Consider the following 12,106-nt stretch of genomic DNA (forward strand, 5'->3'; position numbering starts at 1 on the left):
CGGCCTGGAGGGCAAGGCGCACCGCATGCCCGACGAGCTGTCCGGCGGCGAGCAGCAGCGTGTCGCGATGGCCCGCGCGTTCGTCAACCGGCCGATGATCCTGCTGGCCGACGAGCCGACGGGCAACATCGACCCGGCCACGAGCATCGGCATCATGAAGGTGCTGGACCGCATCAACCGAACCGGCACTACTGTCGTCATGGCCACGCACGACGCGGCCATCGTCGACTCCATGCGCAAGCGTGTCGTGGAGCTGGAGGACGGCAAGATCGTCCGCGACCAGTCGCGTGGCGTGTACGGCCAGGCGTACTGACAGGGAGCAGCAGGCATACCATGCGGGCGAATTTCATCTTCTCCGAGGTCTGGATCGGCCTCCGTCGCAACCTGACCATGACGATCGCGGTGGTGATCACTGTGGCGGTCGGCATGGCGATGCTGGGCGTCGGCCTGATGATCAACGCCCAGGTCTCGATGATGCAGACCTACTGGTACGACAAGGTCGAGATCTCGGTCTTCCTCTGCGCCGACAACTCCGCCTCCGAGAAGTGCGGCGGCAAGGCCGTCACCCCCGAGCAGACGGCCGCCCTCAAGACCCAGCTCGAGCAGACTGCCGGCGTGGCGCCGGGAGGGGTCATCTACGAGGACCAGAAGCAGGCCTACGAGAACTTCAAGCAGTACTACGCCACCAACAAGGCGCTGATCGACGCCGCGTCGGTCAAGGACATGCCGACCTCGTTCAGGATCAAGCTGACCGATCCCGAGAACTACGAGCCGGTCATGAAGGCGGCCGAGGCGTTGAAGGGCGTCTCTCAGGTGGTCAACCAGAGAGAGATCATCGGCAAGTTCTTCAGCATGCTGGACACGCTGAGATGGGCGGCCGTCGTCATCGCCGTCATCCTGGTGCTCGCCGCCGCGCTGCTGATCGGCAACACGGTCCGGCTGTCGGCGTTCAACCGCCGCCGTGAGACCGGCATCATGCGCCTGGTCGGCGCCTCGAACCTCTACATCCAGCTCCCGTTCGTGATGGAAGGCATGATCGCCGGCCTGATCGGCGGTGTGCTGGCCGCGGTCCTGCTCATCGTGGCCAAGGTCTTCATGTTCGAGGAGATCACCAAGTTCATCGCCATCGGCGCGCCGCTGGGCTGGGACGAGGTGGCGCAGGCCATCACCCTCACCATGGTGATCGGCGTGCTGATCTGTGTCCTGGCGTCGTCCGTGACGCTCCGCCGCTATCTCAGGGTCTAGAGGAACGCCGGTAAGGTCGAGGCATGCCACGTGAGACGGGGCGGAAGGTCATCGCCCAGAACAAGCGTGCTCGGCACGATTACCACGTCGAGGACACCTTCGAGGCGGGTCTGGTGCTGCAGGGCACCGAGGTGAAGTCCCTGCGCGAAGGACGCGCCTCGCTCGTCGACGGATACGCCACCATCGACGACGGCGAAGCGTGGCTGCTCAACGTCCACATCCCCGAGTACACCCAGGGCACGTGGACCAACCACGCCGCCCGCCGCAAGCGCAAGCTCCTGCTGCACCGCAAGGAGATCACCAAGCTGGCCGCCAAGGTGAAGGAGGGCGGCCTGACGATCGTGCCCCTCTCCCTGTACTTCAAGGACGGCCGGGCCAAGGTCGAGATCGGCGTGGCGCGCGGCAAGAAGGACTGGGACAAGCGGCAGACGCTGGCCGAGCAGCAGGCAAAGCGGGAGATGGCCAGGGCACTGCGCCACCGCAACCGATGAGCCGTCCCCGCCTTCGCCGTACGCTGTCCGCGCTCGCCACGCTCGCGGTCGCGTCCACCACCCTGACCGGCTGCTTCGACGAGTCGTCGCCGCACGACGCGCTGCGCGACTTCCTCGTGGGCTGGCAGACGGGTGACTACGAGCTCGCGGCCCGCCGCACCGACGGTGACGAGACGGCGGTCCGCAAGGCGCTGGCGGACGTGAAGCTGGAGCTGGACGCCGCGTCCTTCCGCTTCAAGATCAAGAACGTCAGTCTGAACGGCGACGAGTCGCGGGCCGACTTCCGGGCCGAGGTGGACCTGGGCGAGAACAGCCCGCTCTGGGGCTACGACGGCGTGCTGCCCCTGCACCTGGTCGACGGCGTGTGGAAGGTGCGCTGGTCGCCCTCGGTCATCCACCCGCAGCTCAAGGAGGGGCAGCGGTTCGCCGTGGACCCCGAGGCCATCCCGCGCCAGCCGATCAACGACCGCAACGGCGAGTCGCTGCAGAGCCCCCAGGTGCTGTACGTGGCCGGGGTGGTGCCCTCGCAGCTCGGCGCGCAGGCCGAGCAGGTCGTGCAGGAGCTGGCCAAGTACACCGGGTTCCCGCACGACCGGCTGCTCAACCGCATCCGCTCGTCCCCGCCGAACCAGATGGTGCCGCTCGCCCACTTCGGCGGCAGGCGTTACCTGCAGCTGAAGGACCAGCTCGGCCGGATCAAGCAGCTCACGGTGCAGGAGCAGCCGCAGCCGCTCGCCCCCAAGGAGCCCAAGGACCTGGTCGGCAAGGTCAGCGCGATCACCCCCGAGGACGAGCAGAAGCTCGGCGGCCCGCAGCGCGCGGGCGACTCGGTGGGACAGAGCGGCCTGCAGAAGGCATACCAGGACTACCTGACCGGTTCCACGCAGACCAAAGTGGTCATCATCGACGCGAAGACCGGCAAGGACGTCGCGGTGCTGAAGGAGTGGCCCGGCCGTTCGAACCAGTCGGTCAAGACGACCATCGACAGCGCCGTCCAGCAGGCCGCCGACCAGGCGGTCAAGGAGAGCCAGACCAGCGCCCTCGTCGCGGTCGACAAGGCGACGGGCGAGATCCGGGCGGTCGCCACGAGCGGGATGAACCAGGAGAAGGACGCCCTGGCCGGCAAGTTCCCGGCCGGCACCGCGTTCTCCATCATCGCCACCGACGCCCTCGTCAAGGGCGGCGTGAAAACGAACCTGCGGCTGACGTGCCCGGCGGAGCGCACGGTCGGCGGCGCCCGGTTCGTCGAGGCGGGGCAGGCGGCCGGCGTGAGCGAGCCGGCGCCGACGCTCACCGAGAACTTCGCCAAGGGCTGCGTCACTGCGCTCGCCTCCCTGGCCCGCAGGGTCGACGCGGGGGCGCTCGCGCAGAGCGCCAAGGCGTTCGGCATCGGGCAGCCGTGGCAGCTCCCGCTCAAGTCGTTCAGCGGCCCGCCGGCCCTCGCGCTCGGCAGCGACGCGGACAAGGCCAGGGCCATCGCCGGGCAGAGCGTCCAGGTGAGCCCGCTGTCGATGGCGCTGGTCGCGGCAGCCGTCGGCTCCGGCACGTGGCGGCCGCCCGTGCTCGTGACCGACCCCAAGTCGCCCGACGCCACGGGAGAGATCGCCCCCGCGCCGGTGCCGCAGCCGGTGCCGCTCGACCCCAAGGTCCGCGCGGCCCTGACCACGATGATGCAGGCGGGTGCCAAGGGCTCGCCCGCGCAGGCGGGCAGCGGGCGGGTGTACGGGGTGTCCGCGCCGACGGGCGACGAGGACAGCAAGCAGCGCTGGTTCGTGGGCTGGCAGGGCGACCTGGCGATCGCCGTCCTGGCCAAGAACTACAACCCGGCGGCCATCGCCGGCAGTTTCTTCGGCGCCCTGCGCGACCAGGGCTGACGCGCATGCCGTTCCATGGCGAGGTCCTGGCGCAACGCTGACGTGGGGAGGCAACCCGCCGGGCCCCTGGTGGCGTCTTACAGAATGACTGGGCCGCTCGGGGGGTTGCGGCCCCAGTCGTCGCGATGAGACCAGGACTTCATCTCGGGGGAAGTCCTGCCGTCGGACCGGCTCGACCCTGCCGGTCGGCCCCCGGGAGCGTGCGCTTCGAGCCGCGTTCCCGGGGGTTTCGCCGTACCCGCGGGCGAACGTGGGGGGAACGCCGGGAATCAAGTTGGCATCGCAGGCGTTGTGGGTTGTATCTTCATGTTGCTCGGTCACCGCGCGGAAGCGGGGAGACCGTGTTGACAACTGCACAGGGGGTGACTGGCTTCGACTTCGACTTTGCAAGTCAGGTGAAGCGGGCCGAGGACTGCGGACATAACCTCGTTAATCCTGTGACCGCAAACAACAAGTGCCAATTCCAAGCGCACTGTGGTGGCCCAGGACTCCCTGGGTCTCGCTGCCTAAGTAGCGAAACCACTGTCAGCCCGGGAGTGCCTTCGGCCCGGTGTCTGGCATCGCTAGAAGGCTCAACCGATCAACCCGGCCACGGGGGTGATCGGGAAACCAAACAGTGGCTGAGCCCGTCGGCGACTCGCCTGCGTGATCGCCGGGGCTGAGAAAAGCACAGCAGGCTGCGCCCGGAGAAGCCCTGCCTTGGGGTTGAAGGACGCGGGTTCGATTCCCGCCACCTCCACAAGATCAAACCGCCTCTTGTCTGCGAAAGCATCGCAGGTAAGGGGCGGTTTTCTTGTTCGGGGTGCCTGTCTGCGCCCGGGCTGGTCGGGCAACCGCGACGGTCATCGCAGGGGAGCGCGCGGACTCCCTGCCCGGCTCGCTCGTGGCGAACGGGCACGATCTTTCGGGCCGCGCCTGACACGGTGGGACGGTGAATTGGAACACGCGAGCGCTCGAAGTGCTGGCGCCGGGTGAGCCCACCCCGCTGATTGACATGCCGGTATCGGCGCCCGGGATCAGGCTGCTGCTGAAGGACGAGTCCGCCCAACCGACGGGGAGCCTGCGGCACCGGCATGCCAGGGCACTGTTCCGCCGGGCCGTGCTCGACGGGTCGGTCACCGAGGGGGTGACCGTGGTGGAGGCGACCGGCGGCAACGCGGCCGTGGCGCAGGCCTGGTTCGCGCGGCGGCTCGGGCTGCCGTACATCGTGGTCATGCCGGGTGAGCGCAGCCAGGCGCGGGCGCGGCCGGTGGAGGAACTGGGCGGGGAGTGCCGATTCGTGACGCCGCCGCTGGCGATCTACAACGCCGCACGGGAGATCGACGGGCACTTCCTGGACCAGTTCGGGCGGGCCACGCCGCACGACCTGGCGGAGGAGTTGTTCAGGCAGGTGCGGCCGGACTGGGTGGTGACGGGCGCGGGCACTGGAGCAACCTCGGCCACCCTCGGCCAGTGGATCCGATCCCAGGACGGTGACTGCCGGGTCGCGGTGGCGGATCCCGAGAACTCGGCCTATTTCCCGGGATGGACCCTCGACGTGCCCGACTACGGCACCGGGATGCCCTCGCGGATCGAGGGCATCGGACGGCCGCGCGTCGAGCCGGGCTTCCGGCCCGACCTCGTGGACCTGGTCGTCCCCGTACCCGACGCGGCCAGTGTGGCGGCGGCCCGGTACATCCGCGAGGTCACCGGGCTGCCGGTCGGCGCGTCGTCGGGCACCGCGTTGTGGGCGGCGCTGGAACTGGTCGAGCGCATGCGGGCCAGGGGCGAGACCGGCACGGTGGTGTCGCTGATCGGCGACGCGGCCGATCGACACCTGGCGACCTGTCACGACGACGGGTGGGCCGCCGGGAAAGGGCTGGACGTCGGACAGTACACGGGCACTCTGAGGCAGCGCGCCGGCCTGTAGCCGGCGCCGGCGTGCGGTGCGCATGCTCCAGCCCTCCTGGCCCTCTGCGGGGCTCAGGACTCCTGATCGTCGTCGGAGCGCCTCGTGCCGCGCTCTTTCGAGAGCCTGTCGAACCAGGCCTCGATCTCCTCGTCGGAACAGCTCGACAGATCGACGACGTCGGAACCGTTCTACAGGTGAATCCTGCCCGCCTGCCCCCTGTTCCGGCGCCACGCGATGATCTTCTCGGAGATGTTCACCGCCGCGCTCGCCGCGCCCAGGATCGGCGCGACGTCCTTGGCGACGGCGATCACCATGAGCCAGTCGACGCTGAGCGCACGGCTCGCCCGGGCCGCGTTCGGTGATCCGCTGCCGTACGACGCCGAAGCGGCCCGGATGTTCGGGCAGCTCTGTGCCGTCGTGTACGCGCAGGGCCGGCAGCCACGAAGTCGGACCGCCGACTTGATGATCGCCGCGACAGCCGCCAGTAATGAGTTGCCGTTGTTCACCGCGAATCCCAAGGACTTCGACGGCTTGGAACGGCTGGTGGACGTGGTCGCCGTGATGCGCCCTCACGGCGCGACGGGTCAACCGTAGGGGCGGGTGTGCCAGGTCGGAATGAAGATGGCGAGTGGTCGACCGATGGTCCTTCCGAAGAGCCGTTCGTCGCGCCGGCCCCGGTCAAGGCCGATCGACTCCTTGACGTGTCAGATCATCCGATACAGCTTCACCACCTGCGACATGGTGTTCGAGTGAGCGGTGAGCAGGTCCACTCATGTCGAAACGGTGGTGTCCTCGTGGACACCGCCGTTCTTGCGTTGGACGTGCAGGAGTGGCCTGCCGTCGCACCGCGATGACGACGATCGAGGAGGCGTCCGCCCTCTCCTCTGACCTGCCGATCAGGGACCAGGTCTGGGGCGGTCTCGCGGTTACGGGGACAGCATGGGCACGAGGAACCGCCGGGCCACCGCGGCCAGTTGCTCCTCGTCGTCCAGGTCGATGACGGCGCTGGGGATCGTCAGGAAAGAGGTGGAGATCCGCACCATCATCTCGGCCACGAGGTCGACGTCCAAGCTGTCCGGCACGTTGCCCGCGCGTTGCTCGCGGCGGAGCTGGCCGGCGACGAACTGCCGTACGGTGGCGAGGGTCTGGCCGCCGTCGGCTGTCATGGAGGGGACGAGCAGATCCGGTTCTGTGGCGATGAGGCCGCCGATCAGCCGGTTGCCGCGAATTGCCCGCAGTGAGGACACGAAGCCCAGAACCACCCTGTCGGCTGCGGTGTCGGCTCGCTCTATGTCGATGAGGAACTGGTCGAAGTAGCGGCGGAATTCCCGGCGCACCACGTGTTCGACCAGAGTGTCCTTGGTGTCGAATCGCCGGTAGACCGTGATCCGCGACACCTTCGCCAGCCGGGCGACGTCCTCCATGGTGGAGCGCCTGATGCCCAGCCGGCAGAACTGCTCGTACGCCGCGTCGAGGATGCGCGTGCGCAGCTCGTCGAGGTCGTCAACGCGTTCGACGGCATCGACGTAGGCGCGCTCCAGCAATGACTCCGAGTCCGACGGTGCCATGAATCCGGACAGCAGAGACTCCACGATCACCTCCTGTATCGATTCTGCCTCAACGTAGTCTTGTGATCTCCGTCACATTATGGTCTGATGATGATACACAGACTCATGATCTGTATCTAAGTATCACCTCTTCTCAGCCTCGGGTGAGAAGGAGGCAACGGCATGGGAGAGCTCAGCCGCGACGCGTCGAAGCCGGGCGCGGGTCGCCGGGACGGGGCTCCGGCCATGGGCCGTCCACATGCTTCCGGGTCGGTGCATCCCCGGAGAGCCGACCAAGACTTCGCGACCGACCGCATGTCCTGAGCGGGAACCCCCACCTCGAAGGAGTGCAGATCATGGCAGAGATGAGCAGGCGCGAGATACTGATCTCGGGCACCACCCTCGGAGCGCTCGGCGCGTTAGGAATGGCCTCCCCGGCTCAGGCGGGCCCCCTGACCGCCGACTGGACCTGGCCGGCCAGCGGTTCGGTCGCGGGTTCCGGCAGCGGCGCCGACCCCCGGTGGGTGTGGGACGACGTGGCCGATCCGCTCCTCGCCTCGCTGTTCGAACGCGGTGCCATACCCGAGGTCAACCGGCTGCTGCACGACTGGAACCGCAACGACCAGCCCCTGCCCGCGGGACTGCCGGAAGACCTGCGGGCCTTCATCGAGCAGGCGCGTCAGCTGCCGTCGTGGGTTGACCCCGCCAAGCTGGATGCCGGGTCCCGGTTCCACTTGCTCAAGGGCAACTACATCGTCGTCCTCGCCATCGTCGGCGCCGGCATGCTGGCCACGGCCATCCCCAAGGAGGCCCGCGCGGTCTATTACTCGGCGGGCGGAGCGGATCTGAAGGACCGGGTCGCCAAGACGAACATTCTGGCGTACGCGGTCAGGCCCCAGAACGCCTGGAGGGCCGGCGGCACGGCCGTGGTCGAGGCCGTGAAGACCCGGCTGGTGCACGCGGCGGTGCGGCACCTGCTGAAGTCGTCCCCCCACTGGCCCGGCCCCATCCCGATCAGCCAGGAGGACATGCTCGTCACGTGGCACACCCTGGCCACCTACTCCATGCGCGGGATGCGCGAGTGGAGGGTGCGCATCTCCTCCGCCGAGGCCACCGGATACCTGCACTCGTTGCAGGTGATGGGCCACATGCTCGGCATCAGGGACGAGTTCCTCCCCGCCACCTGGGACTCCTCGTACGCCCAGTCGGACATCGTCCTGCCCCGGAACATGGGGCCGACCCCGGAGGGGGTGGAGCTGAACGCCATCCTGCGGGACATGCTCGCGGAGCTGACCAGCCCCGGCGGCATCGACAAGCATCTGGTCAACGCGTTCGCCAGGTACCTCACCGGCGACCAGGTGGCCGGCTGGAACGGCATCCCACGCGAGCCGCTGTGGGACCCGGTGGTCAGGACCGCCTGGCCGCTGCTCGTGCAGTTCCGGGAGGGGCTGATCGGGCTGCCGTTGGTGCCCGCCGCCGCCTGGCTGCTCGACGAAGCGGTCAAGAAGTGGACCACGTACTACCTCACCAGAGGGGCGCAAACCAAGATCGTGATCCCGACCGGCAACCGGCCCGGCTGATCAGGCGCCTCGCGGCGGTGGGCGGCCGTCGTCAGCGGCGGTAGCCGTAGGTCTGGTGGCGTGGGGTGAAGCCGAGGCTCCCGTAGAGCCTGCGGGCCGCGAGGTTCTCCGCGTTGTGGTTGACGGTCACGGTGGTCAGCGCCTTCATGCGATGCATGGCGTGCAGCATCACCGCACGCGCCAGGCCCCTGCGCCGGAAGTCGGGGTGGGTGCCGACGGGTTCGAAGTGGCCCAGGCCGTTGCGGGTGTCGATCCAGTAGACGGTGAAGGCGGCGATGCGGCCGTCGGGGGCTTCGGCGACGATCTCGCGGTCGGGGTCGTAGCCGGGCTTGCGCATGACCTCGTCGAGGTACTCGGCGGCGGTCCAGCCTGCCTGGAAGGCGCCGTTGCGGGCTTCGGCGAGCTGGGCGGCGTCGGACAGGCGGGCGCCGCGGATGGTGAAGCCCGCGGGAGGAGCGGGCTCCGGCGGGGTGTCGGCGAGCGGCATCTCCTGGACGTCGTCCCAGACGCGGAAGCGGGTGAAGCCGATGCGTTCCAGCAGCTCGATACGGATCTCGTCGCAGTCGAAGGCGTCGGTGAGCACCTCGTCGGCGCCGTGGCCGGTGGTCGCGGCGGCGTCCTCGATCATGGTGGTCTCCGCTTCGGTGCCGCGCAGGCCGGGGGCGGTGAAGACGTCGAAGGCGTTGCCGAAGCGGGTGTTGATGGTCAGTCCGGCCGGCGTGCGGGCGTGCTCCCAGACGTGGACGACCTCGCCGATGGGGCGGCGTCCGCGCAGGTTCTCGTAGATGCGGTGGGGCAGTTCGCCGATGTGGTCGTAGCCGCAGCGGCCGGCGCGGGCGATCCACTCGGCCATGCTGTCCTGGAGCAGGGGCAGGTCGGCGTCGACGTAGGGGCGCTTGCTGAGCATGGCGTCATTGTCGTCCGTGTGGCGACGTGACGGCGATGGGTTTTCCGAGGTGGGGGAGGGCTCCAGGGTGGGGCCTGCCCTACCACGAGAGGCCGGGCCGCGTGACTGATCGCGGACGGCGGATGATCAAGGATGAGGACATCACCCGGAAGCAACAAGGAGATGTCCACGATGGTGGGTAAGTACCTCGCCGCGGCCACTGCCGCGGTCGTCCTGCTGAGCGCCTCTTCCCCGGCTCTCGCCGCCGCCCGCGAAAGCGTCCAGACGACCGCGGCCTCCGGCGAGAGCGTCCAGGCGGACGGCGCCTCCCGTGAGAGCGTCCAGGCTCGGCTCGACCGGCTGACCGCCCAGGACGGCATGACGGGCGCGGTCCTGTCCCTGCGCGACCGGAACGGCCGGACCACCACCTGGACGTCGGGAACCGCGCGGCGCGGCACCCGGGCGCCGATGGTCGGTGCCGACGGCCGGTTCCGCGCGGCCAGCGTCACCAAGCCCGTCGTCGCGGCCACGGTGATGCGCCTGGTCGAGGCGGGCAAGGTGGGCCTGGACGCGGAGGTCGAGCGGTACCTGCCCGGCTCGCTGCGCGGCGCGCGGATCACGGTCCGCCAGATCCTCCAGCACACCAGCGGCCTGCCCGAGTACTTCGACCTGGTCGACTGGACCAAGCCCGCGGTCCCGGCCGAGCACCTCGCGCTGGCCATGACCCGGAAGCCCGTCGCGAAGCCCGGCGAGCGGTGGTTCTACTCCAACACGAACTACCTGGTGGCGGGCATGCTCATCGAGAAGGTCACCGGCAAGGACTTCCGCCGGGTCACCGAGGAGGGCGTGCTGAAGGGCCTGCCCGGCACGTACTGGCCGAAGAGCGGCGAGCTGGGCATCCGGGGCCGGCACGCCCACACGTACGGCGTCAACCCCGCCGCCCCGGACACGGGAGAGACGGACCAGACCCTGCTGCCCGGCCACGCGTTCGGGGCGGGCGGCGGCCTGGTCTCCACCCCCGAGGACCTGAACCGCTTCTGGCAGGCCGTCCCCGAGGCGACGCTGCGCACCATGACCGCCCGCGCGGTCCCGGGCGACGACCCCAAGGGCAGCCGCTACGGCCTCGGCGTCTACACCTACCCGCTGACCTGCGGCCCCGTCTGGATGCACGACGGCGGCCTGCCGGGCGTGCGGGTGCTCAGCGGGCGCGACCGCGCGGGCAGGGCCGCGACCGTGTACGTCACGGGCACCCCGAAGAACGACGACCACCTCTTCGCCGCCTTCGACGCCGCCCTGTGCGCCCCCGCCCGCTGAAGCCCTCCGCGCCCCACCCTCTGATCGGCGCCCGGAGTCAGCCGGACGTCTCCAGGAGCCAGGCGAGCGTGGCCGGGGTGGCGTCGAAGTGGCCGGCGTGCCCCGCGTCCGGCTGCACCGTGAGCGTGGCCGTGGGGATGCGTGAGGCGAGCCAGCGCGCGTGGGCGACCGGTACGACCGGGTCCAGCGCGCCGTGCCACAACCGCACCGGCACGGTGATGGCGCCCGGGTCGAAGCCCCACGGGCGGCCGAACAGCGCGATCGCGTCGTCCACCCAGCCGCCGATGCCGGGGCGGACCGCCTCCGCGTACGCGGCGCCGAGCATGGCGCTGATCTCGGGGCGGCTGAGGACGGCGGCCTCGGTGTCCGGGAGCCGGGGCGGCGCCGAGGCGTTCGCGCCGAGGTGGGCGGTCATGGCGTCCCGGTCCAGCAGGGCCACCTCGGCGCTGCGGACGTTGCCGTCCATCATCCCGGCCGTCCAGTCGAGCCCGTCGGCGTCGCGCGGCGCGAGCGCGGCCAGCGAGGCGACGCGCAGGGCGCGGTCCGGGTGGCGGGCGGCGAAGGCCAGCGCGTGCGGGCCGCCGCCGGAGACCCCGTAGACGGCGAACCGGCCGAGGCCGAGGGCGTCGGCGACGGCGGCGACGTCGTCGGCGCCGTCCGCGACGCACCGCCCGGGCCGGGCCGTGGAGCCGCCGAGCCCGGGACGGTCGAAGGTGATCAACCGGATGCCGAGGCCCGTGAACAGGGAGTCGTCGGGATGGCGGGCCAGCCGGCCCACGGGGGTGCCGTGCAGGTAGAAGACCGGGGTGCCGTCGGGGACGCCCCATTCCTCGACGGCCAGCGTGCGGCCGTCCGGGGTGATCACTTCACGCATCCCGGCAATGTAATCGAGAGCGGACACATGCCCCAGGGGGTTTCGTCCTCGGCGGATCTCCTGACGGCGTAACGCTCGCGTGCGGGACGCTCATCCGAGATTGTCGGCGAACGCGCAGGTCAGAGACTCATGTGGACCCGGCGCGATTAGAGGCCGGTGGTGGGGAAGTGGATGAGCGAGTCCGGGTGCGTCCCGGTGGTCCATGGAGGGCAATGTGATCATTCTCGGTCTGATTCTCGTGGTGCTGGGATGGCTCCTCGGCATCTCGATCCTCTACACGATCGGTGGCATCCTCCTGCTCATCGGCGTCGTCTTCTTGGTTCTCGGCTCGGTCGGGCGACCCGTGGGCGGGCGGCGGTACTGGTGGTGAGGACGGTCGCCGGCGCGGCGGGTGTCCGCCGCGC

12 protein-coding genes and 1 other RNA gene are annotated in these 12,106 nt (G+C 69.7%); 10 read left to right on the forward strand and 3 right to left on the reverse strand.

The genetic code is table 11. From position 1 onward, the window contains the following. The 7 genes from AB0H81_RS40150 to AB0H81_RS40180 form a co-directional block, all read left to right on the forward strand. Positions 1–313 (forward strand): ATP-binding cassette domain-containing protein (locus tag AB0H81_RS40150; RefSeq protein WP_358386273.1); only part of this gene is annotated, 313 nt, incomplete at its 5' end. A gap of 20 nt (positions 314–333) precedes the next feature. Beyond that, complete coding sequence (gene ftsX, locus AB0H81_RS40155) at positions 334–1,245, forward strand: permease-like cell division protein FtsX (RefSeq protein WP_358386275.1); 912 nt, start codon at positions 334–336, stop codon at positions 1,243–1,245. A gap of 23 nt (positions 1,246–1,268) precedes the next feature. Next, entirely contained in the window at positions 1,269–1,736 is a 468-nt protein-coding gene (smpB, locus tag AB0H81_RS40160) for an SsrA-binding protein SmpB (RefSeq protein WP_358386278.1), read from the forward strand. After that, entirely contained in the window at positions 1,733–3,610 is a 1,878-nt protein-coding gene (locus AB0H81_RS40165) for a penicillin-binding transpeptidase domain-containing protein (RefSeq protein WP_358386280.1), read from the forward strand. Before smpB ends, AB0H81_RS40165 begins: the two co-directional genes overlap by 4 nt. A 358-nt stretch (positions 3,611–3,968) precedes the next feature. After that, positions 3,969–4,352, forward strand: a transfer-messenger RNA (tmRNA) gene (ssrA, locus tag AB0H81_RS40170). A 189-nt stretch (positions 4,353–4,541) separates the two neighbouring features. Continuing rightward, positions 4,542–5,519, forward strand: coding sequence for a pyridoxal-phosphate dependent enzyme (locus tag AB0H81_RS40175; RefSeq protein WP_358386282.1), 978 nt, complete (start codon positions 4,542–4,544; stop codon positions 5,517–5,519). Between the two features lie 231 nt (positions 5,520–5,750). After that, a complete protein-coding gene (locus tag AB0H81_RS40180) occupies positions 5,751–6,095 on the forward strand; it encodes a VapC toxin family PIN domain ribonuclease (RefSeq protein ID WP_358386285.1) in 345 nt (114 codons plus the stop codon). Positions 6,096–6,427: 332 nt separating this feature from the next. Here AB0H81_RS40180 and AB0H81_RS40185 read toward each other — a convergent pair whose 3' ends face one another. Continuing rightward, a complete protein-coding gene (locus AB0H81_RS40185) occupies positions 6,428–7,069 on the reverse strand; it encodes a TetR family transcriptional regulator (RefSeq protein ID WP_358386297.1) in 642 nt (213 codons plus the stop codon). Between the two features lie 335 nt (positions 7,070–7,404). Between AB0H81_RS40185 and AB0H81_RS40190 the strand changes: the two genes are divergently transcribed. Continuing rightward, complete coding sequence (locus AB0H81_RS40190; RefSeq protein WP_358386287.1) at positions 7,405–8,628, forward strand: oxygenase MpaB family protein; 1,224 nt, start codon at positions 7,405–7,407, stop codon at positions 8,626–8,628. Between the two features lie 31 nt (positions 8,629–8,659). Here AB0H81_RS40190 and AB0H81_RS40195 read toward each other — a convergent pair whose 3' ends face one another. Next, positions 8,660–9,535: a GNAT family N-acetyltransferase gene (locus AB0H81_RS40195; RefSeq protein ID WP_358386290.1), complete on the reverse strand. Its 876-nt coding sequence runs from the start codon at positions 9,533–9,535 to the stop codon at positions 8,660–8,662. A gap of 162 nt (positions 9,536–9,697) precedes the next feature. Between AB0H81_RS40195 and AB0H81_RS40200 the strand changes: the two genes are divergently transcribed. After that, positions 9,698–10,828: a serine hydrolase domain-containing protein gene (locus AB0H81_RS40200; RefSeq protein ID WP_358386292.1), complete on the forward strand. Its 1,131-nt coding sequence runs from the start codon at positions 9,698–9,700 to the stop codon at positions 10,826–10,828. A gap of 37 nt (positions 10,829–10,865) precedes the next feature. Here AB0H81_RS40200 and AB0H81_RS40205 read toward each other — a convergent pair whose 3' ends face one another. Next, entirely contained in the window at positions 10,866–11,702 is an 837-nt protein-coding gene (locus AB0H81_RS40205; protein WP_358386295.1) for an alpha/beta hydrolase, read from the reverse strand. A 214-nt stretch (positions 11,703–11,916) separates the two neighbouring features. Here AB0H81_RS40205 and AB0H81_RS40210 point away from each other — a divergent pair, with 214 nt between their 5' ends. Beyond that, on the forward strand, positions 11,917–12,072 hold the full coding sequence (locus AB0H81_RS40210; RefSeq protein WP_175587533.1) for a hypothetical protein: 156 nt from the start codon (positions 11,917–11,919) through the stop codon (positions 12,070–12,072). Positions 12,073–12,106 lie beyond the last annotated feature (34 nt).

The organism is Nonomuraea sp. NPDC050691, from assembly GCF_040654455.1.
In the GTDB taxonomy this organism is placed as follows: Bacteria; Actinomycetota; Actinomycetes; order Streptosporangiales; family Streptosporangiaceae; genus Nonomuraea.

Coding starts and splice junctions, on each gene's coding strand:
- ftsX (WP_358386275.1), top strand. CDS start 334: ATGCGGGCGAATTTCATCTTCTCCGAGGTCTGGATCGGCCTCCGTCGC.
- smpB (WP_358386278.1), top strand. CDS start 1,269: ATGCCACGTGAGACGGGGCGGAAGGTCATCGCCCAGAACAAGCGTGCT.
- AB0H81_RS40165 (WP_358386280.1), top strand. CDS start 1,733: ATGAGCCGTCCCCGCCTTCGCCGTACGCTGTCCGCGCTCGCCACGCTC.
- AB0H81_RS40180 (WP_358386285.1), top strand. CDS start 5,751: ATGTTCACCGCCGCGCTCGCCGCGCCCAGGATCGGCGCGACGTCCTTG.
- AB0H81_RS40185 (WP_358386297.1), bottom strand. CDS start 7,069: ATGGCACCGTCGGACTCGGAGTCATTGCTGGAGCGCGCCTACGTCGAT.
- AB0H81_RS40190 (WP_358386287.1), top strand. CDS start 7,405: ATGGCAGAGATGAGCAGGCGCGAGATACTGATCTCGGGCACCACCCTC.
- AB0H81_RS40195 (WP_358386290.1), bottom strand. CDS start 9,535: ATGCTCAGCAAGCGCCCCTACGTCGACGCCGACCTGCCCCTGCTCCAG.
- AB0H81_RS40200 (WP_358386292.1), top strand. CDS start 9,698: ATGTCCACGATGGTGGGTAAGTACCTCGCCGCGGCCACTGCCGCGGTC.
- AB0H81_RS40205 (WP_358386295.1), bottom strand. CDS start 11,702: ATGCGTGAAGTGATCACCCCGGACGGCCGCACGCTGGCCGTCGAGGAA.